Raw genomic sequence first — 25,946 nt, 5'->3', positions numbered from 1 at the left:
TGGCCGCCGCACCCCTGCTCCAGATTGGCAGACTCAAAGCCAAGTGCCGCCCTGCCGCTCGCTCGGCTCCCCCGCCAGCGCATCGAAATCGTGAATCCAGTCCAGGTGATGCAGCACGCTGTCGCGCTCGGCCAGACGCGCATTGCGCGCCTGCGCGGCCGGCCCGTCGGGCAGGTGCAACACATCGGCCACGGAGATCGACGCGTACTGCACCTTGCGCGTGCGACCGCGACGCAGCCGCTCATACGCTTCCTGTGCTTCGCGCCAGTTGCCTGGCCCGGCCTTGGCCAGTTGCTCGGCCAGCACCACCGCATCCTCGATCGACTGGTTCGCGCCCTGCCCGTGATGCGGCACCAGCGCATGCGCGGCGTCGCCGATCAGCGTCACGCGCCCGCGGCTCCAGCGGCCGAGCGGCGGCCGGTGGAACAACCCCCAGCGCTGGCTGATCGGCACGGCGGTGATCATCTGCACCACCGCCGGATGCCAGTCCCTGAACACACGCAACTGCTCGCCCTCTTCCGACGGCATCACCCAGTCGCGCGACGGCCACGGTGACGGATGACGCTCGACCAGCAGGAAATTCTGGTCGCCGTCGTCGCCGATCGGATAGTGCAGCAGGTGCCCGTGCGGCCCGATCCAGTACTGCAGCGTCTCGGGATCGGGCAGCAGGCTCAGCCGCGCGGCCGGCACCACGCCGCGAAACCCCGAACACCCCGAATACAGCGCATCGTCGTAGCCGAGCATCCAGCGCCGCGTGATCGAGCGCGCGCCATCCGCACCGATCACGAGATCGGCATCGACGCGCACACCGTTGCCGAACGACAGCGTGACGCGATCGGGATGCTGCGCGAGATCGGTCAGCCGATGGCCGAGATGGATGGCGTCGAGGCCGACCGCCTTCGACAGCAGCGCCTGAAGATCCGCACGATGCACGCCCCAGTACGCGCCGCCGAATTGCCGGCGATAGTCGGGGTCGCCGCGATGATGGCCGATCACCGCGCCGCTGCGGCCGTCGCGATAGACGAGCCCTGGAATGTCCGCGCACACCGCATCGAAGGCCGCCCGCAATCCCATCCGTTCGTAGAAGCGCGTCGCATTGGCCGACAGCGCGACGGCCGCGCCGACTTCGCGCAACACCTCCGTCTGTTCGTAGAGCTGCGCGTCGATGCCGTGCTCGCGCAACGCAAGTGCGAGCGTCAGGCCGCCGATCCCGGCGCCGACGATCGCAATCTTCAGGTTCGTCTGCATGATGAAGGTGTCTCCGATGTTCCGATGTGGGGTCTGCGGCATGCGCAGCGGTCATGTCGAATGCATGGGCCGTATCGGTATTCTCGGGAGCGGACTTTCATCCCGCAATAAAATGACCGGAATCTGCTTCATCACTGAATGCAATGAACCCGGCGAGGCCCGACCCATGGAACTGAGCGATATCGACCTCAACCTGCTGCTGCTTTTCCAGCGGCTGATGCAGGAACGGCGCGTGTCGAGCGTCGCCGAGCAGATGAACATGAGCCAGCCGGGCGTGAGCAATGCACTCGCGAAGCTGCGCCGCCGGCTCGGCGATCCGCTGTTCGTGCGCGGGCCGGGTGGCGTGGTGCCGACGCCGTTCGCGCTGCGCCTCTCGGAACCCGTGTCGCACGCGCTCGCGACGCTGCACGCCGCGCTCAACCCCGAGACCGGTTTCGATCCGCAGCGCGCCACGCGCACGCTGACGATCGGCATGACCGACATCGGCGAAGTCGTGTTCCTGCCCGCGCTGCTCGAACACCTGTCGCAAGCGGCGCCGGGCATCGCGCTCAATACCGTGCGCGACACGAGCGTCAACCTCGGCGACGAAATGGCCGACGGCCGCGTCGATCTCGCGATCGGCCTGCTGCCGCAGCTCAAGGGCGGCTTCTATCAGCGCCGGCTGTTCGATCAGCGCTATGTGTGCCTGTTCCGGCGCGGCCATCCGCTCGAGGACGCGCCGCTGACGGTCGACGCGTGGCGCAATGCCGAGCACCTGGTCGTGGTGTCGGCCGGCACCGGACACGGGCAGGTGGACGAATGGCTGAAGCGCCGCCGCGTGGCGCGCCAGGTGCGGCTCACGGTGCCGCACTTCATGAGCGTCGGCTACATCCTGCAGCGCACCGACCTGATCGCGACGGTGCCCGAACATCTCGCGCAGCAGCTCGCGGCACCGTTCTCGCTGGGCTGGCGCGCATTGCCCGTCACGGTGCCGGGCGCGCCGATTCACATGCTCTGGCATACGCGGGTCCATCAGGACGAAGGGAACAAGTGGCTGCGCGACGTGGTCGTCGATCTGTTCGCGGAGTCAGGCACGCGGGCGCGGAAGGCCACTCCCGGCCGGAAGAAGTAGCCGAGGTCATCACGCCATCGCGCGTGCCTGACGATGCCGCTTGAACATGGGCGCCGCGCATTTCGACTACATTGCCGAAGTGGCGATGATTCCGGTCGTCGGCCACCTCGCCCCTCTTTCAACCCGCAGGAAATCAAGCCATGTCTGTTTCGAAGAAATTCGCAGCCGTCACCGGCGCCGGCTCCGGCATCGGTCGCGCGGCGGCCATCGCGCTCGCCCAGGCCGGTTACACCGTCGCGCTGCTCGGACGCACCGAGGCATCGTTGCGCGACACGCAGGACGCGATCCGCACCGCCGGCGGCGACGCGCACGTGTTTCCTGCGGACGTCACCGACGAAGCCTCGGTCGACCACGCGTTCGCCCGGATCGCGCAGCAGTTCGGCCGGCTCGACGTGCTGTTCAACAACGCCGGCCGCAACGCGCCGCCGGTTTCCCTCGACGAATACGAATTCGACGTGTGGAACAGCGTCGTCGCGACCAACCTGACCGGTGTCTTCCTGTGCGCGCGGGCCGCGTGGCGCCTGATGAAAACGCAGACGCCGCAGGGCGGCCGGATCATCAACAACGGCTCGATCTCGGCCCATGCGCCGCGCCCCGACACGATCGCGTACACGGCCACCAAGCATGCGGTGACCGGGATCACCAAGTCGCTGGCACTCGACGGCCGCCGGTACAACATCGCGTGCAGCCAGATCGACATCGGCAACGCCGCGACGTCGCTCACGGAACGGATGACGCAAGGCGTCCCGCAAGCCGACGGCAGCCTCGCAGCCGAGGCGCGCATGGACGTCACGCATGTCGCGAACGCGATCGTTCAGATGGCGAACCTGCCGCTCGACACGAACATCCTGAACATGACGATCATGGCGACCGCGATGCCGTTCGTCGGTCGAGGCTGAACGAAGCGCTCGCGACGCCCGTCCAGGCCGGCCCGCAGCGGGAGACGTCACCCGCCGATGATTGCTGACGACGTCACGCGCTGTCGGGCGAACTCGAGCTTTACTTCGCACACGGCGAACCGACGCGGTTGCGCGCCGGTGAGCGCGCGCTGATCTCGTCGCATCGGCCGCATGCGTACGTGGCGCCGTCGCCTGAAGGCGCGACGCTGCTCGTGGTGCTCATGCCGCCGGGTCAGGCTCCGGTGAAGTCGCTGTCGCCGTAGCCTGGCGCCGTGTGTCAGCCGGTCCGGGTTTTCTTGGCGGCGGAAGGCGGCCTGGCGATGACGAACTGACGACGATCCTTGCCCCTGATCCAGAGCGGCGCATTGCCGCGCCCGCTCCACTCCTTTCCGCTCGCCGGATCGCGATAGCGCGCCGGCAGTACTTTCACGACGTAAGAACCCCGGCTGCCGTTGCGGCCGACCAGGTCGCGATGCTTGATCGCATAGGTATCCATCAACGAGTGAACCGCCGCGATCGCATCGACGCGTTCGCGCGCGCGTGCTCGCTCGATTTCCTCGTCCAGTTCGGCCAGCTCGACTACGAGCTGTGCATAGGTCTTGCTCGCGCTCATCTTCTTCATGCCCCGCATACACATCTGCATGCGAACCGCCATGATTCGCATCACTAACTGACTGTTTCACGACGCGCCGTGACGACGGTATCCACTCGATCGGCAAGCGGCTCGCGTCGGCGAGTCGGCGCATCGAAGCACGCGACACGCGGGCAACGACACACCGCCACGCACCGGAACACAGTGCGCGCGCCCGCGTCGCCCCGAACGTCCGCCCGGGGAATCCCCGCTGCAGACGTCCGGAGACACAATCGCACCCGGCATTTCAAATATCGAGTGATATCTGAAATGCGATCGTAATGGTATCTATCTCAAATATCAACTGATATCCTGCCTGCCATGAACATGCCCTCCCTTCCCCCGCGGCTGAGCCGCGAAGAAAGCCGACAGCAGACCCGCGCCCATTTGCTCGCCGCGGCGAAGCGGCTGTTCGTCGATCGCGGGTTCGGCGGCACGTCGCTCAGGGATATCGCGGCCGAGGCTGGTTATACGCAGGGCGCGTTCTATTCGAATTTCGCGAGCAAGGAGGAATTGTTCGTCGAACTGATGCGGGAGCGTTCGACGACGCAGGTGGCCGACATCGCGCGGGCGCTGAGCGACCCGTCCGCGTCCGGGGAGGACATCCTGAATGCGCTGGATGTCTGGTCGAGGACCGTCGATGCCGAGCCCGAGTGGTCGGTGCTGGGCGTCGAGTTCAAGCTTCAGGGGCGGCGCAACCCCGCTTTCGCCATCGCGTCGCAGGCGTTGCTGGACGCCCATCGCGATGGCCTCGCCTATTGCATCGAGCAGATTTTCGCGCGGCTGAAGAAAGTGCCGCCCGAGCCGCCGGCCGTCCTGGCGATTGCGTTCATGGGGCTCTCGCAAGGGCTGTCGCTGCAGCAGTCGATCCTGTCCGAGGTGCCGATCGGGCACATGATCATGGTGTTCCTGCGTAGCCTGCTGGCCACGGCCGAACCGGTGCGTTGAACGGGGAAGGTCGCGGGAGACTGGGAATGACCGGCTCCGCGCTGGAGCCGGATCGCGCGTGACGCCGTTTGCGTTGACGATGATCCGACATCAGCTCACGCACGACGATCCGGCGCACGCGTGGCTGCGCCGGCAGGTCAGTGGCAATTGCGGAGGAAATGGAACCGCAGCACGCAGATGCTCCCCCTGTAATCAGCGCGTCGACCAGCAGCGAAAACGCGGGAGACACTTGGCGGCGGCTCGGGTAGACAAGTAATACTGCAAGAAGGTTTTGCGCCAGCCCGACAGCATTTCGACCAGTTTACCGTCGACCTACACGCGTTGGTCTTTGCCTGCTTTCACGGACACTCGCGGGAAATACTCGCAGAGAGTCGGCAGGCAAAGGTTGAGGCTGAATTGACCGGTCAGGCTCCGCGGGTGTTTAGGTAGCGCCCGGCCGGCGAATTGCCTGACGACCCAACTACCGACATCAGATGCGGCGGGCTGATTTGCACGGCAATCATGTCTTGGGCGACGAGGCCGCCGCGCCGCACGCCCGCGGCGTAACGGTCACTGACGATGTCGGTCAACTCGTAATTGATATAGAGTTCCAAGCTCGGTTGGAGGTGTCAGTTCGCCGATGACCTCAGACTCTGTTCTGTATGCATTTGAACAGGCGTCGTAAGCTCGCCAAGCGAGCGAGGAATGAGCTTCGATTTGCCTCTCCGATAGGGAATCTCATGGCGGATTCAACTGGTCGTGGCAACGGAGTTCGCGGCCACGCAATGATCGATGATCTGCCATCTCTTCGTGTGGCGCTCTCCATCCGAGCGCAGGCACATGCCAGCGAACAACTGACGAAAAAAGCAACGGCCTACACAAGACTGAACTGATCTATAGGCAGGTCCCTTAGAAAACGAGCGAATCGAGCGAATTCGAAATGCCGAACCCACTATAGGTCGCTTATGGGTGAAATCTCAAACTTCGGAATCAATCCTTTTACTCGGCACGCCCCCCCTAATCAAGCGCATCGACGCCTTCCTATGAAACGCATCAGCTGCCAAAACATTGGATTTAAGTAGAAGCGTCTGAATTTGCCCTCCAAGCTCCTCGCGAACAATGATCGCAACACAAAACTCATCCAGATATATAGAGTTGCGCCGCAAAACAGCCAATGACTGATCACCCAAGATAAGGTAAACCAACTCCAACATAAGACTATCCAAGTACACCAAAACCGAATCGCCACTCATCCGACGAAATACGTTTCTTATAAAAATTGAGAGACAATTGAAAATATCACTCAAACACATACGATCTTCATAAAAACCATCCAGATCCATTATCCAATTTAGCTTTTCCTTACCACACACAACTTCCGGATCATAGTACTCCCTATCCAGCTCGAAGCACTCAACACCAAAACTATCGGCTACCTCTCTTACATATTTATATGCATCGCCCCTCCCAGTTAGCAACACCACATCCTGATGGGCATCAACAATCACCTTAAGATGCAGATTAAAATCCTTATCACGCCTCTCCCTAGCCCGCCTCATTAAAATAATTATCACACCGCCTCCAAATAATTATCAGACAAAACAACAAGATCCCTTATTTGCTCAATTTTTGTCGCCCCAACAATGCACGCCTTGGCTCCAACATGAAGCAGCGCGTAGTCCAACGCAGGCTTAAGAGGGACCAGCCCTCCCGCCAAACAATGCACTGCATATATCGGAGAAACGCCTCGGATTAATCTCAAAACATCATCATACCTCCTATCGCCAATATTAAGGATATTTACAGGCACTGACACCCCTGAAACCCACGAATCGTCAAGCAATGAAACAAATTCCCTGCTAGGCCGAAAACTAAGCAATATTTTCTTTATATAATCAGGAATTAAAATCCTAAAAATATCGAGAATTTCATATATCAAATCAACCCTCCCATGCGCGATCAAAATATCCAACCAATCACCACCAATAGTGACAGCATACGGCTGCGATATTTCTATAATATTTAAATCCTCATCTATTTGATAATCATTTCTATTAAATACAACATCTTGATCCACACAAAATCTATCCACATTACCCTGAACCTCCTTCACATCATATATACGCCCCCGGGAATTGCTAACATTCACCAAAAACCGCGAATGGTAAATGTGCCTAGACGAGCAACCCCTCCCAAACACCTCTGAAACCACACCCGCGGAACGTCGATCACCACTGGAAATCCCCATTAATTTGAATTTCGATACCTCATCAAATATTGACCTCATCTCTTGCAGAGAAAATTTACTTCCATATCTCCTCAAAAAACCTCGATCACCCAAATACACCCTTGAATCCAATGAATTCCCACTCAACATATAACCAACTCACCCACATCAATAATCTTGGAAAGGTAGAATCGATGATCAACAACCATCAAAGTATCCCCACTATATGCCGCGTACCTTTCAATTTCGCTCCGCAACTCGTCAAGAGAATCCACCGATATGGATCCACATATTTCATCAAGCAACAAAAGTCGATTTTTTCCTGCAGGCAACCTATCCCACAAGTTGGCGAGATCACCTGGAATTTTAATTTCAACACCAAAATATTCGACAACCTCTTTATTAATATAGAAAACCGAACAATCGACATTTCCACGAGATTCATTTACCTGAACATCAACAATACCAGCAACACCTTTCATATAATCACTTTTCCCACTCCCCGACCTCCCCGTCAACGAGTATGCGAAACCAGGAATCAGATTCTTTGAATGATATTCTTGGTTAGCCCGAAATCCACTTATAACCATTTTCCCGAATTCACACCTAACACTCACCCCTCTCCTATCACCAGCAAACTCCGCAATACGCCACACTGACATAGACTGCGACTTAAATCCGGTGATTGCAAGAAACGCATTAGACAAACCCGACTTTACCAACAGAAGTGCAGTTATAGCGAAAACCAAACTCGAATTGCCTTCACCAAAGAAGGCCCAAATTAGCGCAATCACAGTCATTGCGGAATCGCACACAAATGCACAACTGACCGACATCACGCTTCGGCAAATTACACTTCGCATACGTTTGACGTAGAAATCACCAATGTTTTCCACCAGCAAATTCTTTTTTCTCAAGATAAAATCAGGCATTGACCGCCCAAACTCCGTCTGACCAAACTGCGCAAATGCATCAGCAATACTCACGGCTCGCGTTAGCGAATCGTATCCATGCACGGCTTCCAATCTCGATTCAAAGAGTTCATCTATTGAAAAGCAATATAGCCCGAGCAGCGTCACACCAAGCATCGATGTAACTACAAGCCCATTTACACCAAAACCAATCCAAAGCGCAAAAATATTGCAAATTAACAACGCAGATATCCACGAAAAATCGTGCACATACCAAGATATCCTCTCAAATACAATAGTCAGATCCCTGGAAACCAACTGAACTAAATTAATGCTTCCTCCCTCTCGAATATCTTTTAACCCTTTCTCAAAGAGACGAGCAAATCGAGTTCGTATTTCTCTTTCAACAAATAGCCCAGCGGAAGCTCCAATTGCGACACCCAACAACGCATAAAAAACAATACTCCAAACATGAATTCCACGCCCGGGAATGGTCAGATTTGCCGAATAACTCAGCATAAATGCAGGAATCGCAAGAATGCCCACACCAATGACATATGCGACCTTCATTCCCTTTAACTCCGATCGCAGATAGGTCACCTCATCTCTGACTACTTCACTGCGAGCAAACGAATGTGTGTATGCAGTACTAAGTCGATATCTCTTTTTCAGCATAAAAATTGGCTTAGGCCCCAACACTACGTGCTCAACGCCTCGCAGATGGTCGACAATTGCCGCAGCGGCCTCGTAATCAATACAACCAAAATCGTCATCAATATAAAGAACAGCGTTGGATTTTTTAACACCAATAATTCCCCTGAACAATTGAAGCCTAAGCCTTTGTCCCTCAGAAATATTTCGCCCGTCCATTTCTATGTACTTCTCAAGAACTTCTTCAGCGCTATTTCCGAGCTCCGGAATAAGGCGCAGCACCTCCATCAGCCTATATTCCGAAATTACATCCGGGAATTGATGGTGATCGAAACAAACAAGCGCTTCGACCGATCCCGGCCAAATTGGCCAATTTCTATCGAAATCGATCTTTACAGCCTCCCCAGATTCCATAAAACGAAAACACGTCACCTCACCCACAACCTCTTTTTCAAATTTATCAATTTCAATCAATGACCTCGAGACAGATTTAAAATTAACATACGCGGCGGGAAACGACAGAACGGCTGAAATCAATGGAATACTCACCCACAAAATCGCCCCACTCCACGCGTCATCTCCAACTAGTCCCAGCATCAAGATCGCAACATAGGGCAATAGCCGGCCAAATCCGATAATATAATTATCCGCGCCACGCAAGATAGTATCGACGTTCCTGGCTTTAATTTCAGAGTCAATTGCAGTCTTGGCCAGCAAAAGATCGTCATTCTCTGAAAACTGCTTCTTTAAGGCCCCACCTTTTAGCCAACGCCCACATTTCTCTATTCTGTCAGCGGATAGAACCATAATTTTATCGTAATTTCGATCCGCCAATTTTGATAGAAAATAAGTAAAAGGCACCGCCATCAAAACAATGGCGATAGCCAAGAGCCCCTTCACCCCGTACAACACGACCGCTAAAAGAGATGAAAAGAAAATAAACAACGGAATCGAGATAACATCCATACCTGATGTTACATTATCAAGAACCACTATCAAATCACGAGAAGCCACTCGCTCCGATTTCGTCAATGATAGTGAAAAATTACTTTGACGCCTCAGCACCCCCTCGAAGGTCTTCACCAACCTTCCACTGAGAAATGCGTCTACATTAATTTTCAATATAGACATAAAAAACGCAGCAGCACCCAACAAAGCCAAAGCGACAACGTCGTGAACGTCTTCTCCATCACCCTCAGCAAGCAACCCCAGGACATACACGAACATCAATTGAATTGTGTAAGTAGCAACAGATATCGCAGGAATAGCAAATAAGGCCGGAGGGCAAACTTTCATCAAGACGGGAAATAAACCACCACCAAAAATTTCATCTCCCTCCTTGGGGCACACCTTCCCATAACCGATTCTCAATACCGGAAAATACATCCATTTCACAGCATGCCCTCCCAAAAAACCGGATGAAACTTCTCTTGATTCTGCAAAGCAGTTAGATAATTTTCAATTTTTTTAAAATCATAACATTCCGTCGGTATATTTCTATACGAACAATAAAGCTCGACTATAAAATGCAGCCTATCAAGAAATATTCGCCTCAGATTTTTATAACGACCTAATGAAAGAATATCGAACCACACACTTCTCCCAAATGAGTAAGTTTCCAAATCTACAATCACGAATTTATCGCCTGACATGAGGAGATGTTCAGATTTTACGTCGCCCACGCTGATGGCTTGGCACTCGTGACTATCCGCCTCCAATTCTGACCAGCAACAATCAACGACTATATCCATTTTCGACGCACAGGCTTGCCTAATGTTAGATATGGCCCTTGCGTGAAGCCACGCATACGAATGTATTGCTCTTTCCAAATTTTCTTCACTGGGATAAAAATAAGATCCATCAACCTTACTTAATATCAATATACCGTCACCAGGGAGCACCTCGATTAGATCAGAAATTGGCCCACCTCTAAATAACAAGTAGCCTGCTTTTTCATTTTCAAAGCCATCAGCCTCAAGATACTTTTTTATAACTACCTCCCTCCCCGTCCTAATATCCACCGCAAAACACACAATTGATTTTTCAGATTGAGAAACAACCTCAATCACTTCGTATTTCCCTTCAACCGAAAATATTATATTTTCAACCTGATGGCGAAGGGCGCCCTCATCCAGAAATCTCAACTCTATGTTAGAGAAAAACGGGGTATCCATATTTCATAATTCACACCTCGAAGATGTGCCGATAATTTTAATCTCGTTGCAAACTATAATTAAAGACCGCATCATTTTAATTCTGGAACCCAAAATGGACGACTGTCTTTCACACACTATAGAAATACCTCAATTGCACCCCACTTCCATAATTAGCCCCCCCCGCGCACTCGATAAGTGACACTTACTCATCACTTTACTGGCAAGTCTCTATTGATTAATCACCTTAGCTATAGAAGGCATGGGGTCATAGGCGTACCAGTCGAAAATTATCGAAAGGATGTCGTTGCGATTGCGACTCAAAATAGCAACCACCGCTGCAGCACAATGGGATCAGGTTCTCAGTTACAGCAACGAATCACGGCTTTCGCTGCTCACAAAAATTCCGCTTTACTCCCCTGCTCTGGAATCAGATCGATCCCGAAATTCAATGATGATTTATACGTTTTATATGCCAAATCGTTGTCGGCCTGCTCACCAAAATATTCCAACATGAAAGCCAATGGACTATCGTATCTATTGCAAACATACCACTGAGAAGCCGAAAAATTCATCAATTCCCAGACTTGTATTTTCCCTGAAAGCATATCCACGAAATCAGAATAATCCGCGATAATACCGAATGGATATTCCCTCATCGGATCATCACATCTCCCCACCTCATGAAAACTCACAGTCGACACGTCAAAAACGAAATGGAGATCTCCTTTTTCCGAAGTCAATACAATCACAACCTTCTTAGACCCCAAATCTCGGCCCAAATAAGTTTGCTGAGATAAAATCGCTTGCCCATATCTAGTTATAATCCACGACTTTGCCATATCATCGAGAGCAAGTTTGATTTCGTGTGATGACATGGAGACATTCCCCTCATCTTTACAGCGCCCTCCTTTCTCTTCTTCGTTATACTCTTCATGTCCAGGATCGTGAATCCATGATACCCCCTCAGAGATTGATTCAAATTCCATACAATATGAGAAACCCGGCGACAACGCTGATACACCACCTAAAATAGATAATTCTCTCGCAGCATTCGCCAATTTTTCATTAGACCAAATATGATCTATCGAATTATTATGGTTATTGTATCCGTTTCCAACTATCAGAATTCGAGGGGCGCTCCCAATACGCTTTATTGGAACGGAAATTAATGAATTCAATAGACGCAATCCAGCTGCCTTCTTATATTTCTCATCTTCGACCGGCAACAGATTGTCGAGTCCTATGGAGAATCCCTCTTTCGATCTCTGAAAATTATTGGTAACAATCAGTAGCGATGGCTTCAACGCCACCTTTTTAAGAATATCCGAATAATAATCATCTGAAATCAACGTGTCCGATTGAATTAATATAGACTCGCCCATCTCTTCGATGTATAGAGAAGAAACCCGACTATCCCAGAATAAAACATCTTTGTGCGGCATGTAAAATCGAAATCTCGCTCCCTCAAAAGCGAAATCCACTCCACACGGGATCCGTTCACATATAAACCCTAGTTCCTCAATTATTTTTTGAGCCGCTATCGGGAATAGCTCAGGAACAAAAACCCTAAGTTCCGCAATGCGCATTTTTTTCCTCACTTTCACTAAACTTCTCGGATGAAAATGTTGCAAATGCTCCGTCGTATATATAATTGCAGAGATAGGTGGCATCCCGTCAACGTCAACAACTCTCCTTGGCTGAATAGTGAATTCTCGACGACTGTCAGAGCCGAACCCATTTTCCAAGATGGGATCAACCAAGAAGTTGAAGCCCCGACAAGATACAAGCCAACTTTCATGACCAATAAATGTTACCTTCATCTTGTAACCCCCATCTTCACTAGCTCTCGATTTATTATTTTTCCAAGCAGTTCCGGGCTCCCATTTTCACCATAGTAGCTATAGAAAAATGGTATGAGCCCCTCGAAAATCCCACCCTCAAACCACGACTTTACTGAGACCCCGACGATATCCCATATTTGCAGATCTCCCTCGAACATTCCAACGAAATCGACCAACGGTATACTTACACCATATGGATATTTAATAATTGCATCACTTTCACTAATCCCTCGATCCTCTTCAAACTCACCCGTGATAAAATTCAATGCATAAGTAGACGATAGCCTCAAATTGTCCGACCGAAAAAAAAACGCTATCCGCCGGGAATCCAATGGCCTTCCTAGATGAGATTTCAATGCTAGTGCTTTCTTTCCGGTGATAAATAGAAGCAATGGCTTCCTGATTCGCCTTAGCTCTTTGCACGCCTTGCGAAGTGAAAATTCAAAATCCTCAATTCTTTCATAGTCATCTAGAACTGAGCCAACCACCATGACAGATCTTCGATTTTCGATAAAATCTTGCAACTCGTCAGTAAGGAATTTATGCTGGATTCGATTCACTTGAATCCAATCAACACTGCCACGAAGACTCGAGACATCGTTCAGATCAAAAAATTCACCGGGCAGCAAGCCGACAACATTGACATCAAGACTTAACGAATTCGCGAGAGCACTCATGCTTGGCTGCTCCGAAAATGGAAAGGCCGCGAAATTGCCGATCCTTTTTATAAACCCACCGCCACAGATCGCTATGTTCTCGGGAATATCCGGAAAATCATCAACATAGCTTGTGACCACTGAACTCAGTACGCCAATCCCGAATGGGCCGGTCTTTTTCGTGCTATCCGAAGAATTTCCCCTCCAATTTTCTAGCGATTGAAATGCGCCGGGCGGTGAAATACGAGAGTTATTTGATACTACAACCAATTTTGGCGTCTTAACGCCCCCTTCTTTCAAATGCCGCTTAAATACTTCAGATACCAGAGCATCGACAGCGATAAATATACCGCCGTCATTTTCCGTGCTCGTTTCAACGAGAATCTGCGTAACCCTATTTTCCCAAAATGCGGTTTTAGGATCGGCCGGATAAAATCTTAAAATTAAATCCTTAACCTGGATTGGATCGCTAGAATTAATTTCAGTAATCTGAAATCCCAATTTTCTTACACACTCTTTTACCGGATTAACTATTGATCCGCCGAGAAAAAATTTTGCAGTCCGAGGAAGTAAATTCAACGACTTTATATCAAAATGATCGGAATGCTCGTGACTTAAAAATATCAAGTCAACATCGTCAAGCGCGTCAGCATTGACAGTTCTTGGCGGATACACATCGATCCGCAGTCCATCAACCAACCCAAAATCCTCACAAATTAATGGGTCAATCAGGATTTTCGTGGATTTATATTCAATTAACCAAGTTTGATGCCCAATAAACGTTGCCCTCACAGCACCTCCATTAAAATTAGAATGCTTTAGTTAATCTGCCACACTACATAGTATTAAATACGCACTTCCCCTCGTGGAGCGTCTAGCGTCAATGCCCCCATTGCTGGGGGGGGGGGCGTTCACCTAAACGTACTAAACGCATTTCCACCTTAGTTGAGCACGCTATAAGGAACGATCTGATATTGCATCTAAAGCTGCGTCAGCGATGATAGCTGCCGTGATGCGCCTTCACGTCCGAGATCTTCGCCTTCGATTCTTTGATCAATTTACTAAGAGCTGCCAACTCCTCCTTGGTAAATTCCGGCTTCTTCACTACTTGAACGCTTTGCTTTTTCAGTGCATTGGATACGTTACTCACGGCTGTTCCTTGTAAAAAAATTCGACAAAATGCCACAAGGTGGCCAGATGAAAGTAACAGAAATGCAATGAAACTTGATTTGCAAAAATGCACCACCTTCCTGGCGAGTCTTTCCACGGGAAAGTTAAATTCTCCATCTCAAGGTTAAATCGCGAAATTTTTCCACCCATATACGCTACAGACGGAAATATTAATTTATATTTCAATTGGATTTGCGACCAATCCCACACTTTCAGAAAAAATTTCAAAGTAATTCAAAATGTCAAATGAGCTTGAGAAGTACCGAGCGGCGCACAGAGAATGGCTTGTAGTAACTCGACGCTAACGAATTCGGGGAAGTGCCTCCTCGAATGACAGCACTGACTTGGGCGGATTCGATGCTGTAACGTAGCCGACGTGTATGAACACTCGCTTCCCGTCGTTCGCATGTAACTTACCGACAGCGCAAGCGCGATCACCCTGCACCTCGACAACACTGCGGACGTCGAGATAAATGCCGCCTACACCGAACGTACCGTTTGCTCACTGGTGGAGTGAATTGCTGCCGTAGTCCACCTTGGCACGTATTAGCCGAATTACGCCGTAGCGGCGACACTGACCTGCTCTGGAATTTTCGGACCGACTGAAACTTGAGAGAATAGCTTCCAACGGAGAGAAGGAAGTCATGAAGAAGAGCCGGTTCACGGAAGAGCAGATGGTCACGATCCTGCACAAGACGGAACTGACTCATCGGCGCGCCCCTTGGAAAACGAGCGAATCCGTCGAACTGGCAACGCTGGAATGGGCGGCTTGGCACAACCATCATCGGCTGATGGAACCGCTCGGCTATATCCCGCCCTCTGAGGCTGAGGCAAACTACTACAAGCAACTCAGAAATGCCGCCGCTTTGAATCGATATAGTTTGAATTTGATACCGCGTCCAACAAAGAACCGGGGGCCCTCAAAAAATGAACAAATCGTAACCTGCCAAATAACGTGACCTTTACCATCCGGCCTTTACACATCCGGATCCGGAATCCGCGCCGACTGGATCACGACCAGCGTGTCCCCTTTCTCGATCCGGCACGGCGGGTCTTCATAGAACGAAAAGATCTTCCCGCATCGATCGAGCCCGACGACGATCGCGCCCGGCACGACGTTCGTCATGCAGCCGACCTCCTGCGGCATCGCCTCACGCTCGAGCAGCGTCGCGCGGCCGCGCGTCGACAGCATGTCGTTCACGAACGGCACGATATAGCGGCTATGCACGGCATCCGCGAGCAGCAGCGCGCCGATCTTCGTCGACGACACGATCACGTCGGCGCCCGCCTGCCGCAGTTGCCGCTGATACAGGTTCTCCTGGATCCGCACGACGATCTTCGTATCGGGCGCGATGCTGCGCACCGACAACGTGAGCAGGATCGCGGTCGGATCATCGGTCACCGAAATGATCACGGCCTTCGCTTCGCGCACCTGTGCCTGCTGCAGCAGATCCTCGTGCGCGGGATCGCCGAGCAGTCCCGCCACGCCGAGCGACGTCGCGGCCTCGATCGCCTGCTGCTGCGAGTCGATCACGATGAGCGTCGCGGGATCGACGCCGCTCTCGAGCAGTTCGCGCACCGCGATCGAGCCGGACAGGCCATAACCGCAGACGACGATGTGATCGGACAATTGCTTCTGCAGGCGTTTCATGCGGAATTCCTCGATGACGCGCTGGATCACGAACTGATACGCCGTGCCCAGGAAAATGAACCAGATGACGATGCGGATCGGCACGATGAAGAACGCATCGATCAGGCGCGCCCGCGCAGTGACGGGCACGATGTCGCCATAGCCGACCGTCGCGACCGTGACCATCGTGAAGTACACGAGATCGGCGACGGTCATCGGCGTGCTCTTGGTCGAATCGCGCAACCCGTCGCGATCGAGATACAGCACGAGGAACGCGAGCGTGCACAGCAGCACGACCGCGCCGATCCGGAACAGCAGCGTGCGCCGCGGCGACGTCGCGGGACGCGTGAACAGCGTGCGCGCACGCGGCGCCTGCCACGGGTTGCGGGCGCGACGCAGGCGTGAGCGCAACGAGCGGCGCTGGGCGGAGGGCGAAGCCAACGGGGGAATCTCCTGAAGGATGCGGGCTCGATTCTACGATGGGTCGGCCGTGGCCGACCGACGTCATCGCGTCGATGCGTCCGTTACAGCATGCTGCGCGGCCGCACCATCGTGCCGTCGACGAAGCGCTGCGCACGAAACGCCGCCAGGTCGAGCGACGGCGCGCCCGTGTCGATCCATTCGGCCAGCAGCCGCCCGACGATCGGCCCCATCGCGAAACCGTGGCCGCAGAATCCCGTCGCGATCGCGAGCCCGGACGGCGTGCCCGGCGCATCGATCACCGGAATGCCGTCGGGCAGCACGTCGATCAGGCCGGCCCAGGCCTCGACGATCTGCGCGTCCTTCAGCGCGGGAAAGATCGCCTTGAGCTTCGCGAGCGCGCGCGGCGCATGCGCGCGATTCGGCTGCGGCTGCGGATCGCGCGGCTCGATCGGCCCGGTCGCCCCGTTGATGCGGGCCAGCGCATCGCGCCACGCGGCCCCGTTCACGTGCAGCCGGAATTTGTCGCGCTGCGACCAGAACTCCGGCCAGAACAGGCTCAACCCGCGCAGGTGGCCGAGCGTCAGGTCGACGTCGACCTGCATGTCGTCGGCAAGATTGATCGCACCGTTCTTGCGCTGCCGGATACCGAGGCCGTGGCCCCACACCGTCGACGCCGACACCGGCGGCACCACATTGGTGCGCATGCAGGTGCCGCGCACGGCCTGTTGCGGGAGCCGGATGCCGACGCCATCGAGCAGCCGGAAGCTGGTCGCGCCGGCCGCGCAGATCACGCGCCGCGTGCGGATCGTGCCGCGCTCGGTCACCACACCGACCACCGCACCGCCGGCCGTCTCGATCGCGGTCACGCCGCAGCCTTCGAAGAAGCGCGCGCCCGCCTCCGCGGCACGCGCGGCGAATGCGGCGGCCGCGCGACGCGGCTCGGCCTGCCCGTCGGTCGCGGTGTAGAGCCCGCCGAGCGTGCGTGCCTGCGGCGAAAGGCCGCTGACGCGCTCGTCGATCTGCGCGCGCGTCAGCGTGCGCGTGTCGAGCCCGTGCTCGCGCGCGACGGCGAGCCACGCATTGAACGACGCCCAGTCCGTTTCGTTGTCCGCAATATAAAGACAGCCGCCCTGCCGCCATTCGAGATCGAAACCGAGGGTTTCCTCTAACCCCTCCCAGATCTTGATGCCGGCCATCATCAGCGGCACCTCGGCCGCTTCGCGCCCCTGCTGCCGCACGAAGCCCCACGCACGGGTCGACTGCTGTCCGGCGATGCGCGACTTGTCGAGCACGACGGCCTTCAGGCCGCGCAGGCCCAGGTAATACGCGGCTGCGCAGCCCATGATGCCGGCGCCGGCGATCACGACGTCGGCTTCGTGCGGGAATGGCGTGTCGGCGAAGGTCAGCGCATCATGCAGCGGATAGGTTGTCGTCATTGTTTCCTGTCAGGCGTTAATGCATCCGAATGTGGGCGGCGGTGGTAACGTCGTGACACACCTTTCACACAAACGCACCTTTCGCCACGCTGAATAACGACCATTTTGCGGTAAAGTTATCTTTTCCGCGCGTGGCCGGTCGGCTCGCCCCTGGACGTCATGAAGACTGTCCGTCGAGACTGCCGCAAGGCGTCGTTCTGAACGTCACGATCCGTTCCCGTAGCATGACCACTGAAGCAATCACCACGGATTCCCTCGCGGTTGCCGAGCGCGTGCGCGAGCTGATGACCCGCAACGGCATCGGCAAGCGCCAGCAGACCACCGAGCTGTGCCGCATCCTCGACCTGAGTTTCTCGCAAGGCCACCGCAAACTGCGCGGCAGCAGCCCCTGGACGCTCGCGCAGATCAAGAAAGTCGCCGAAGCGTACGGCGAACCCGCCGCGCAGCTGTTCGGCGCGCAAACGCTCGACCCCGGCATGGTCGGCGCCTATTCGCAGGAGGCCGTCCTTTACGCGGGCGTCGCCGAGATTCCGTGCACCGCCTGGATCGGCGCGCCGCTCGAAGCCGGCGCGCGCCCCGAATTCGTCGCGTACGAACAAAACGGCCGCTGGCGCGTGCTGCGCCACACCGGCGTGCTGTACCAGAACGCGTACGACGTGCACAAGATCGAGATCTATCCGCGCCGCGCGGAGAGCGACAAGCTCGTCGTCGCGGTGATCGACCCCGATCGCGTCAGCGCGACCGAGCTGTGCCGCTATCTCGAACGCCAGGGTTTCGCGACGGCCGCATTCGACGGCCTCGCGCCGTTCGTCGATGCGCTGCAGGGCCAGGCGTTCGACGCGGTGCTGACCGAATGGCTGTTCGACGACAGCACGGCCGCCACCGCGATCAAGGCCGTGCGCACATCCGACAACCCGGGCGCACCGATCTTCGTGCTGACCGGCGACCTGCTCACCGGCCGCGCGAGCGAGGCCGACATCAGCGAAGTGATCCGCGCGTTCGACGTCGTCTGCTACGAAAAGCCCGCGCGCATGGCGATCCTCAGCGCCGATCTCGCGAAACGGCTCGCCCGCGGGTAACGTCCCCGGGCCGTTCTTCCTCCTGACGGCCAACGTCCGCGCGGCACGGCGGTCGTGAACCGGTGCATAGCTCAGTACAATAGCCGCACCCGTTCACGCCCACGCCGGCTTCCGCCGCCCGACGCCATGGCCCGCCTCATCCCCGACGACTGGAAAAGCCTCGCCGCGACCGGCGCGGCCGAACGCGAGCGCGAAACGCTCGCCGCGCTCGAACACGCGCTGCCCGACAGCTACACCGTGTATCACGGCGTGCACTGGACCCGCGCCGACCAGGCGTTCTCGGTGTTCGGCGAGGCCGCGTTCGTCGTCGTGAGCCCGGCCGGCCGCGTGCTGCTGATCGAGCAGAAAGCCGGCTTCCTGCGCGAAACGCCGAAGGGGCTCGTGAAGGTCTATCTGCAGAAGGAACGCAATGTCCCGATCCAGCTCGCGCGCACGCAGGAAACGCTGCACCGGCGCCTGACGGCCGCGCTCGGCGCGGGTGTCTACGGCGTCGAGGCGCTGCTGTACTGCCCCGACTACTCGATTCGCGACGCGTCGATCGCCGGCGTCGCGGCCGACCGCATCGTCGATGCATCGCGCAAGGGGCAGCTCGCGCAGGTGATCCTGCAGATCCTGCCCGAGGACGACGAACCCTTTCCGAACGCGCCGAAGCTCCACCATTTCCTTGCGGACGAGCTCGCGCTCACGCCCGACACGAGCGCGCTCGTCGGGCAGGCCGGCACGCTCGTCACGCGGCTGTCGGGCGGGCTCGCCGCGTGGGCGCGCCAGCTCGAATTCGCGCCGTTCCGGCTGCGCGTCACCGGCACGGCCGGCTCGGGCAAGACGCAGCTCGCGGTGCAGGCGATGCGCGATGCGGTCGCGGCCGGCAAGCGCGTGCTCTACGTGTGCTTCAACCGGCCGCTCGCCGATTACATCGCACGCATCGCGCCGCCCGGCGCGAAGATCGCGAACTACCACCAGCTATGCGACTGGGTCGCGCGCGACGGCGGCTACACGCCCGACTTCCAGGTACCCGGCGAATTCGAGCGGCTCGAGGCGCGCTTCGCGGCAACGCCGATTCCCGAGCACTGGCGCTTCGACGTGCTGGTCGTCGATGAAGGACAGGATTTCCATGCGCCGTGGGCGGCCGCCCTGGCGCGCCTGCTGGCGCCGGAAGGCGCATGGTGGTGGCTGGAAGATCCGCTGCAGAACCTGTACATGCGCGAGCCCGTCGCGCTGCCGGGCTGGGTCACGCTGAAGGCGCTCACGAACTACCGCAGCCCGCGCGACCTGCTCGAATTCGTGCGCGACATCGTCGGCCGGGTCGAGCCGCTGGCGGCCGAGCTGCGCTCGGGCAGCCCGTTCGACGGTTCGGATCCGTCGGTGTCGTCGTACGGGGAAGAAGGCGCGTCGGCAGACGCACTGGCCGACGCCTGCATCGACGCGACCAAGCGGGCGATCACGCATGCGCTGTCGCTCGGCTTTCGCAAGCAGGACATCGCGGTGCTGTCGTATCGCGGCCGCGAAGGCTCGGTGCTCGCACCGCTCGACCAGCTCGGCCCGCACCGGCTCAAAAGCTTCACCGGCAAGTACGACCTGTTCGGCAACCCGGAGTATCGCGAAGGCGACGTGCTGCTCGATTCGATCTACCGCTTCAAGGGCCAGTCGGCGCCGTGCGTGATCCTCACCGAGGTCGACTTCGACACGCTCGACGCGCGTGCCGCGCGCAAGCTGTTCGTCGGCGCGACGCGTGCGACGATGAAGCTGCTGATCGTCGCGTCGTCGCGCGCGGCCGCGCAACTCGCGGCCGTCTGATGTAACGGGCGGACGGCAGGCGGGCAAGCGCCCGCCCGTCGCCGCCCTCGGTTGATCAGGCGACGCGGAACGCGCCCACCGCGCGGCGCAGCCCGTCGGCCTGCTCTTCCAGCGACGCGGCAGCCGCCGCGGCCTGCTCGACGAGCGCCGCGTTCTGCTGCGACACCTGGTCCATCTGCGACACCGCGCGGTTCACCTGCTCGATCCCGTCGCGCTGCTCGTTCGACGCCGCCGCGATCTCGGTCATGATGCCCGTCACGCGGCCAATCGCCTGCTGGATGTCCTGCATCGTCGCGCCGGCCGTGCCGACGAGCCGCGAGCCGGTCGCGACGCGTTCCACCGATTCGCCGATCAGCGTGCGGATTTCCTTCGCCGCCGACGCCGAACGTTGCGCGAGCGTGCGCACCTCGCCCGCGACCACCGCGAAGCCGCGGCCCTGCTCGCCCGCGCGCGCGGCTTCGACCGCCGCATTCAGCGCGAGGATGTTGGTCTGGAACGCGATGCCCTCGATCGTGCCGATGATGTCGGCGACCTTCTGCGAACTCTGGTCGATCTCGTTCATCGTGCCGATCACTTCGCCCACCACCGTCGCGCCGCGCGTGGCGATCTCGCTCGCGGTATCCGCGCAGGCCTGCGCTTGCATCGCATTGTCCGCGTTCTGCTTCACGGTCGCGGTGAGCTGCTCCATGCTCGCGGCCGTTTCCTGCAGCGCGGACGCCTGTTCCTCGGTGCGCTGCGACAGGTCGGTGTTGCCGGCCGCGATCTGGTGCGTCGCCGTCGAGATCGCTTCGGAACCCTGGCTGACCTGGCGGACCGTATCCGCGAGGCTGCGCTGCATGCCGGTCACGCCCTTGACCAGCTCGGCCATCTCGTCACGCGACGACCAGCGCACTTCCGACGTCAGGTCGCCTTCCGACAGGCGGCGGAAATGCGACAGCAGCCGGTTCACCGGCTGGGTGATCGCGTAATGCAGGCCGATCGCGCAACCGAGGCACGCGGCCAGGCCGAACGCGATACCGGCGATCGCACCCGCGCGCATCCAGCCGTAATAGGTCTGCGCCGTGTCATACACGTCCTTGCCGCGGGCGACCTGGTACGCATCGAGCGCATCGGTCGCCTGCGTGAGCGCGACCGACAGCGGCGGCGCAACCGACATCAGCAGCCGGTCGGCCTCGTCGCGACGGCCGTCGCGGACCGCGTCGATCATCGGCTTCAGCGCCTGCCCGATCAGCGCCTGGCGCGCGGCGTCGAGGCGGCTCGCGAGCGGGCCTTCGTCGCCGTCGTGCGGCATCGACGCGTAGCCGCGCCAGGCGGTGTCGGCCTTCGCGAGATAGCTCTCGGCCTTCTTGACGAGATCGGGCACCTCCGGCGCTTCCGGATGCAGCATCGCGCGGTCGAGCGTCGTGCGCACGATCGTCAGGTTCAGGCTGGCCGCCGACAGCGCGGTCTTCGCAGCCAGTTGCTGCGTATAAGCCTCGTCGAGCGCGCGGTTCGAGCTCTGCATGCCGGCGAGGCCGATCAGCCCCGAGACGACGAGCAGCGCGGCAACGAGGCCGAGCGTGGAGAAAATCCGCGTACGGATCGAGAAACGGGAAAACAGGGCGTTCAGGTTCATGACGGGACGAGAGCGATGAAAAGTGCCGCGGCAATCGGTCCGCAGCACTCTGGATTACGGTTTGCCTGCAAAAAACTTGAGTCCGTCCCCGCTTTCCCCTGATCCCGGTCAATTTTCCGGGCCGGCAATCTCCTGTTACGGTTGCAACACATCGAGGCTGAGCAGAAATTGACCAGTCAACTATCAATGGCTATATTCGACACAATTCCCTGCCATGGCAGATATCTCGATGACAACCGACACCCTCCTCACTCCACAGGCCGCCGAAACGGCCCGCCGCGACGCGCCGACCGGGCTGATCGTCGCCGCGCTGCTGCTCGTCATGCTGCTGTCCGCACTCGACCAGACGATCGTGTCGACCGCGCTGCCGACGATCGTCGGTGAGCTCGGCGGGCTCGACCAGTTGTCGTGGGTCGTCACCGCGTACCTGCTCTCCTCCACCGTCGTGCTGCCGCTGTACGGCAAGCTCGGTGACCTGTACGGCCGCAAGATCGTGCTGCAGGCCGCGATCTTGCTGTTCCTCGCGGGCTCCGCGCTGTGCGGCGTCGCCCAGGACATGACGCAGCTGATCGTGCTGCGCGCGGTGCAGGGGCTGGGCGGCGGCGGCCTGATGGTCGTCACGATGGCCGCGATCGGCGATCTGGTGCCGCCTGATCGCCGCGCGCGCTACCAGGGGATGTTCGGCGGCGTGTACGGCCTCGCGACGATCATCGGCCCGCTGCTCGGCGGCTTCCTGGTCGAGCACCTGTCGTGGCGCTGGATCTTCACGATCAACCTGCCGCTCGGCTTTCTCGCGCTCGCGGTGATCGGCGTCGCGTTCCGGCCGCACACCGCGCACGTGAAGCACCGGATCGACTACATGGGCGCCGCGTTCCTCGCCACCGCCCTCACCTGCGTGATCCTGTTCACGAGCGAAGGCGGCTCGCTGCTGCCGTGGACGTCGCCGCAGCTGTGGATGACGCTCGTGCTCGGCATCGTCGCGATCGGCGGCTTCATTTACGAAGAGCGGCTCGCGGCCGAGCCGATCATGCCGCTCGAACTGTTCCGCCATCGCACCTTCGTGCTGGTCAGCCTGATCGGCTTCGTCGTCGGCATCGCGCTGTTCGGCTCGGTCACGTTCATCCCGCTCTACCTGCAGGTCGTGAAGGGCTCGACGCCGTCGCAGGCCGGGATGCAGCTGCTGCCGATGATGGGCGGGATGCTCGTGACGTCGATCGTCAGCGGCCGGCTGATCTCGCGGCTCGGCTCGTACCGGATGTTCCCGATCCTGGGCACGCTGACCGGCGGCATCGCGATGGCGCTGCTGTCGACGCTGACGCTCGATACGCCGCTGCACACGATGTATGCGTACATGGCGCTGCTCGGGATCGGCCTCGGCATGGTGATGCCCGTGCTGACGCTCGCCGTGCAGAACACGGTCGAATTCCGGCACATGGGCGTCGCGACGTCGGGCGCGACGCTGTTCCGCTCGATCGGCGGCTCGCTCGGTGTCGCGGCATTCGGCGCGCTGTTCTCGCACGGGCTGCAGTCGCGCGTAATGGCTGCGCTGCCGGCCGGCACGGCGCTGCCGCCCGCGCTCGGCCCGGCCGCCGTGCACCAGTTGCCGGATGCCGTGCGCGACGCGTACCTGCATGCATTCGCCGGTTCGCTGCACGTCGTGTATCTGGCCGCGGCGACGGTTATCGCGATCGCATTCGTGCTCGCGTGGTTCGTCGAGGATGCGCCGCTGCGCAAGCACCACTGAGCCTCCCGTGGATCGCGATGCGAGCATCGAGCCGCATCGCGATCCCCATCCCCCGCCATCACGGCACCAGCACGACCCCACCCGTCGTCGCGCGCGACTCCAGCAACCGGTGCGCATCGGCCGCCTGTTCGAGCGGCAGCCGTGCGCCGATCTCCACGTGCATCCCGCCCGCCAGCCGCTCGAGCGTCGCGCGCGCAGCCTCCCGATATCCGTCGACGTCACGCGCGATGAAGCCGAGCACGCTCGGCCGTGCCAGCGCGATCGACCGTGCCGGCCCCAGTTCGTCGAGATCGAACGTCTGCCGCGCACCGATCGCGGCCACCTGCCCGATGCTCGCGACCATTCCGAACGGACGGACCGTGCCGAGCGTGCGCGTCAGCACGTCGCCGCCGATCCCGTCGATCGCATAATCGACTCCCGCGCCGCCGCCGAACGCGCGGGCCGCCGCGACGAAATCCTCCTCGCGGTAATCGACGACCGCGTCGGCGCCATGCTTGCGCACGAGCGCGGCCTTCGCGGCCGACCCGACCGTGCCGATCACCCGCGCGCCGAGCGCACGCGCCCATTGCGTCGCCAGCAGCCCGACGCCGCCGGCCGCCGCATGCACGAGCACCGTGTCGCCGGCGCCGACATGACGGACGCGATGCAGCAGCATGTAAACGGTGATCCCTTTCAGCAGCCCGGCCGCGGCGGCTTCGTCGCTCAGGCCGTCGGGAATCGGCAGCACACGCTCGGCCGGCATCGTGCGCAGGCTCGCATAGCTGCCGGTCGGCATGCCCGCATACGCGACGCGCTGGCCGGGGACGAGCTCCATCACGCCCGGCCCGACCGCATCGATCACGCCGGCCGCCTCGACGCCGAGCGCGTCCGGCAGCGCCGGCAACGCGTGCGCGCCCGACCTGAAATAGATGTCGACGAAATTCACGCCGATCGCGGTCTGGCGAATCCGCACTTCGCCGGCACCGGGCGGCGCGACGGGCGCATCGACGCGGCGCAGCACGCCGGCGTCGCCGTAACGGTCGATCCCGATCCGGATGGCGGTGGCAGTCTGGGTCATGACGTTCCTCGTAATCGAATGAAGTGACACGATCATCCCATCGTGCATAATCGAACGGAATTCCCGCCAACCGCCCATCTACTGTGCAAAATTCGACCGATCAGGATCCCGTTTCCGCATCCGCATTGCCGATGAGCTGGGACGACGTCCGTTATTTCCTCGCGGTGATGCGCGGCGGCAGCCTGTCGGCCGCCGCGCGGGCGCTGCAGGTTCAGCACTCGACGGTCGCGCGGCGCATCGACGCGCTGGAGTCCGCGCTCGGCATCCGGCTGTTCGACCGGCTGCCGCGCGGCTGGCCGCCGACCGACGAAGGGCTGCACCTTGCCGAGCACGCGGCACGCATCGAAACCGACGCGCATGCGTTCGCGCGCGCCGCCCAGGGCGCGGCGGCGCTCGACGGCGTGGTGCGCGTATCGGCGTCGCCGGTGTTCGCCAGCCACTTCCTCGCGCCGCGGCTCGCCCGCGCGCAGCGCGCATGGCCGGCGCTGCGGATCGACCTGCTGGGCGAGATGCACGCAGCGAACCTGTACACGCGCGAAGCCGATCTCGCCGTGCGGCTGTCGCGGCCCACCGAGCCGGGGCTCGCCGCACGCCGGCTCGGCACGATGCGCTTCGCGCTGTGCGCGTCGCCGGAATGGGCGGACGCGCCGCCCGACACCTGGCCGTTCGTCGGCTACGACGACGCGCTCGCGCAAACGCCGCAGCACCAGTGGCTCGCCCGCTTCGCGGCCGGGTGAGCA

General features: G+C 58.6%; 20 protein-coding genes and 2 pseudogenes. 8 read left to right on the top strand and 14 right to left on the bottom strand.

Features of this window, described 5'->3' with window-relative positions:
- Positions 1-33: 33 nt before the first annotated feature.
- Complete coding sequence (locus G3N98_RS12440; protein ID WP_206148344.1) at positions 34-1,248, bottom strand: FAD-dependent monooxygenase; 1,215 nt, start codon at positions 1,246-1,248, stop codon at positions 34-36.
- A 166-nt stretch (positions 1,249-1,414) separates the two neighbouring features.
- On the opposite strand from G3N98_RS12440, the gene G3N98_RS12435 reads away from it, so the two are divergent.
- Positions 1,415-2,359: a LysR family transcriptional regulator gene (locus G3N98_RS12435; protein WP_206148343.1), complete on the top strand. Its 945-nt coding sequence runs from the start codon at positions 1,415-1,417 to the stop codon at positions 2,357-2,359.
- 140 nt (positions 2,360-2,499) lie between these two features.
- The gene (locus tag G3N98_RS12430; protein ID WP_206148342.1) at positions 2,500-3,258 is read left to right on the top strand and encodes an SDR family oxidoreductase; all 759 of its coding nucleotides are present in this window, start codon (positions 2,500-2,502) and stop codon (positions 3,256-3,258) included.
- 277 nt (positions 3,259-3,535) lie between these two features.
- Here G3N98_RS12430 and G3N98_RS12420 read toward each other — a convergent pair whose 3' ends face one another.
- A complete protein-coding gene (locus G3N98_RS12420; protein ID WP_206148341.1) occupies positions 3,536-3,880 on the bottom strand; it encodes an H-NS histone family protein in 345 nt (114 codons plus the stop codon).
- 330 nt (positions 3,881-4,210) lie between these two features.
- On the opposite strand from G3N98_RS12420, the gene G3N98_RS12415 reads away from it, so the two are divergent.
- Complete coding sequence (locus G3N98_RS12415; RefSeq protein WP_206148340.1) at positions 4,211-4,837, top strand: TetR/AcrR family transcriptional regulator; 627 nt, start codon at positions 4,211-4,213, stop codon at positions 4,835-4,837.
- Between the two features lie 404 nt (positions 4,838-5,241).
- Here G3N98_RS12415 and G3N98_RS12410 read toward each other — a convergent pair whose 3' ends face one another.
- The 8 genes from G3N98_RS12410 to G3N98_RS12375 all read right to left on the bottom strand — a co-directional run bounded on the left by G3N98_RS12410 (position 5,242) and on the right by G3N98_RS12375 (position 14,408).
- Positions 5,242-5,430, bottom strand: coding sequence for a hypothetical protein (locus G3N98_RS12410; RefSeq protein ID WP_206148339.1), 189 nt, complete (start codon positions 5,428-5,430; stop codon positions 5,242-5,244).
- 363 nt (positions 5,431-5,793) lie between these two features.
- Positions 5,794-6,390: a hypothetical protein gene (locus G3N98_RS12405; RefSeq protein ID WP_206148338.1), complete on the bottom strand. Its 597-nt coding sequence runs from the start codon at positions 6,388-6,390 to the stop codon at positions 5,794-5,796.
- Positions 6,387-6,893: a hypothetical protein gene (locus tag G3N98_RS12400; RefSeq protein ID WP_206148337.1), complete on the bottom strand. Its 507-nt coding sequence runs from the start codon at positions 6,891-6,893 to the stop codon at positions 6,387-6,389. Before G3N98_RS12400 ends, G3N98_RS12405 begins: the two co-directional genes overlap by 4 nt.
- A 293-nt stretch (positions 6,894-7,186) precedes the next feature.
- Positions 7,187-10,000, bottom strand: coding sequence for a hypothetical protein (locus tag G3N98_RS12395; RefSeq protein WP_206148336.1), 2,814 nt, complete (start codon positions 9,998-10,000; stop codon positions 7,187-7,189).
- Positions 9,997-10,779, bottom strand: coding sequence for a hypothetical protein (locus G3N98_RS12390; protein ID WP_206148335.1), 783 nt, complete (start codon positions 10,777-10,779; stop codon positions 9,997-9,999). Before G3N98_RS12390 ends, G3N98_RS12395 begins: the two co-directional genes overlap by 4 nt.
- Before the next feature lie 374 nt (positions 10,780-11,153).
- The gene (locus G3N98_RS12385; protein ID WP_206148334.1) at positions 11,154-12,581 is read right to left on the bottom strand and encodes an MBL fold metallo-hydrolase; all 1,428 of its coding nucleotides are present in this window, start codon (positions 12,579-12,581) and stop codon (positions 11,154-11,156) included.
- The gene (locus tag G3N98_RS12380; RefSeq protein WP_206148333.1) at positions 12,578-14,050 is read right to left on the bottom strand and encodes an MBL fold metallo-hydrolase; all 1,473 of its coding nucleotides are present in this window, start codon (positions 14,048-14,050) and stop codon (positions 12,578-12,580) included. Before G3N98_RS12380 ends, G3N98_RS12385 begins: the two co-directional genes overlap by 4 nt.
- Positions 14,051-14,249: 199 nt before the next feature.
- Positions 14,250-14,408, bottom strand: coding sequence for a hypothetical protein (locus tag G3N98_RS12375; protein ID WP_206148332.1), 159 nt, complete (start codon positions 14,406-14,408; stop codon positions 14,250-14,252).
- Between the two features lie 706 nt (positions 14,409-15,114).
- On the opposite strand from G3N98_RS12375, the pseudogene G3N98_RS12370 reads away from it, so the two are divergent.
- A pseudogene (locus tag G3N98_RS12370) lies at positions 15,115-15,279 on the top strand (IS3 family transposase); the annotation flags it as partial.
- A gap of 125 nt (positions 15,280-15,404) precedes the next feature.
- Here the strand turns inward: G3N98_RS12370 and G3N98_RS12365 are convergent.
- Together G3N98_RS12365 and G3N98_RS12360 are read right to left on the bottom strand one after the other, a co-directional pair.
- A complete protein-coding gene (locus tag G3N98_RS12365; protein WP_069251854.1) occupies positions 15,405-16,499 on the bottom strand; it encodes a potassium channel protein in 1,095 nt (364 codons plus the stop codon).
- Positions 16,500-16,582: 83 nt separating this feature from the next.
- On the bottom strand, positions 16,583-17,917 hold the full coding sequence (locus G3N98_RS12360) for an FAD-binding oxidoreductase (protein ID WP_206148331.1): 1,335 nt from the start codon (positions 17,915-17,917) through the stop codon (positions 16,583-16,585).
- A 224-nt stretch (positions 17,918-18,141) separates the two neighbouring features.
- On the opposite strand from G3N98_RS12360, the gene G3N98_RS12355 reads away from it, so the two are divergent.
- A complete protein-coding gene (locus G3N98_RS12355; RefSeq protein ID WP_006485970.1) occupies positions 18,142-18,996 on the top strand; it encodes a helix-turn-helix domain-containing protein in 855 nt (284 codons plus the stop codon).
- 126 nt (positions 18,997-19,122) lie between these two features.
- Positions 19,123-20,790, top strand: a complete 1,668-nt coding sequence (locus G3N98_RS12350; RefSeq protein WP_206148330.1) for an ATP-dependent helicase — start codon at positions 19,123-19,125, stop codon at positions 20,788-20,790.
- A 55-nt stretch (positions 20,791-20,845) separates the two neighbouring features.
- Here the strand turns inward: G3N98_RS12350 and G3N98_RS12345 are convergent, their stop codons facing one another.
- Positions 20,846-22,405 (bottom strand): methyl-accepting chemotaxis protein, encoded by a 1,560-nt coding sequence (locus G3N98_RS12345; RefSeq protein WP_089427209.1) that lies wholly within the window; start codon positions 22,403-22,405, stop codon positions 20,846-20,848.
- Positions 22,406-22,634: 229 nt separating this feature from the next.
- Between G3N98_RS12345 and G3N98_RS12340 the strand changes: the two genes are divergently transcribed.
- Complete coding sequence (locus G3N98_RS12340) at positions 22,635-24,149, top strand: MDR family MFS transporter (RefSeq protein ID WP_206148329.1); 1,515 nt, start codon at positions 22,635-22,637, stop codon at positions 24,147-24,149.
- Positions 24,150-24,207: 58 nt separating this feature from the next.
- Here the strand turns inward: G3N98_RS12340 and G3N98_RS12335 are convergent, their stop codons facing one another.
- Positions 24,208-25,206 carry a quinone oxidoreductase gene (locus G3N98_RS12335; protein ID WP_206148328.1) on the bottom strand — a complete coding sequence of 333 codons (999 nt, stop codon included), beginning with the start codon at positions 25,204-25,206 and terminating at the stop codon, positions 24,208-24,210.
- A gap of 131 nt (positions 25,207-25,337) precedes the next feature.
- Between G3N98_RS12335 and G3N98_RS12330 the strand changes: the two are divergent.
- Positions 25,338-25,940: pseudogene (locus G3N98_RS12330) on the top strand (LysR family transcriptional regulator); the annotation flags it as partial.
- Positions 25,941-25,946: the final 6 nt, after the last annotated feature.

Source organism: Burkholderia sp. Tr-20390, from assembly GCF_017104595.1.
Taxonomy (GTDB): Bacteria; Pseudomonadota; Gammaproteobacteria; order Burkholderiales; family Burkholderiaceae; genus Burkholderia.
Note: the sequence above shows the minus strand (reverse complement) of the source record. Positions and strands in the feature narration are given on the sequence as shown.

What these genes read in the sequence shown, in the direction of transcription:
- G3N98_RS12345 (WP_089427209.1), bottom strand. Translation starts at nt 22,405, where the DNA reads ATGAACCTGAACGCCCTGTTTTCCCGTTTCTCGATCCGTACGCGGATT.
- G3N98_RS12335 (WP_206148328.1), bottom strand. Translation starts at nt 25,206, where the DNA reads ATGACCCAGACTGCCACCGCCATCCGGATCGGGATCGACCGTTACGGC.
- G3N98_RS12385 (WP_206148334.1), bottom strand. Translation starts at nt 12,581, where the DNA reads ATGAAGGTAACATTTATTGGTCATGAAAGTTGGCTTGTATCTTGTCGG.
- G3N98_RS12420 (WP_206148341.1), bottom strand. Translation starts at nt 3,880, where the DNA reads ATGAAGAAGATGAGCGCGAGCAAGACCTATGCACAGCTCGTAGTCGAG.
- G3N98_RS12360 (WP_206148331.1), bottom strand. Translation starts at nt 17,917, where the DNA reads ATGACGACAACCTATCCGCTGCATGATGCGCTGACCTTCGCCGACACG.
- G3N98_RS12355 (WP_006485970.1), top strand. Translation starts at nt 18,142, where the DNA reads ATGACCACTGAAGCAATCACCACGGATTCCCTCGCGGTTGCCGAGCGC.
- G3N98_RS12430 (WP_206148342.1), top strand. Translation starts at nt 2,500, where the DNA reads ATGTCTGTTTCGAAGAAATTCGCAGCCGTCACCGGCGCCGGCTCCGGC.
- G3N98_RS12340 (WP_206148329.1), top strand. Translation starts at nt 22,635, where the DNA reads ATGACAACCGACACCCTCCTCACTCCACAGGCCGCCGAAACGGCCCGC.
- G3N98_RS12390 (WP_206148335.1), bottom strand. Translation starts at nt 10,779, where the DNA reads ATGGATACCCCGTTTTTCTCTAACATAGAGTTGAGATTTCTGGATGAG.
- G3N98_RS12440 (WP_206148344.1), bottom strand. Translation starts at nt 1,248, where the DNA reads ATGCAGACGAACCTGAAGATTGCGATCGTCGGCGCCGGGATCGGCGGC.
- G3N98_RS12435 (WP_206148343.1), top strand. Translation starts at nt 1,415, where the DNA reads ATGGAACTGAGCGATATCGACCTCAACCTGCTGCTGCTTTTCCAGCGG.
- G3N98_RS12350 (WP_206148330.1), top strand. Translation starts at nt 19,123, where the DNA reads ATGGCCCGCCTCATCCCCGACGACTGGAAAAGCCTCGCCGCGACCGGC.
- G3N98_RS12415 (WP_206148340.1), top strand. Translation starts at nt 4,211, where the DNA reads ATGAACATGCCCTCCCTTCCCCCGCGGCTGAGCCGCGAAGAAAGCCGA.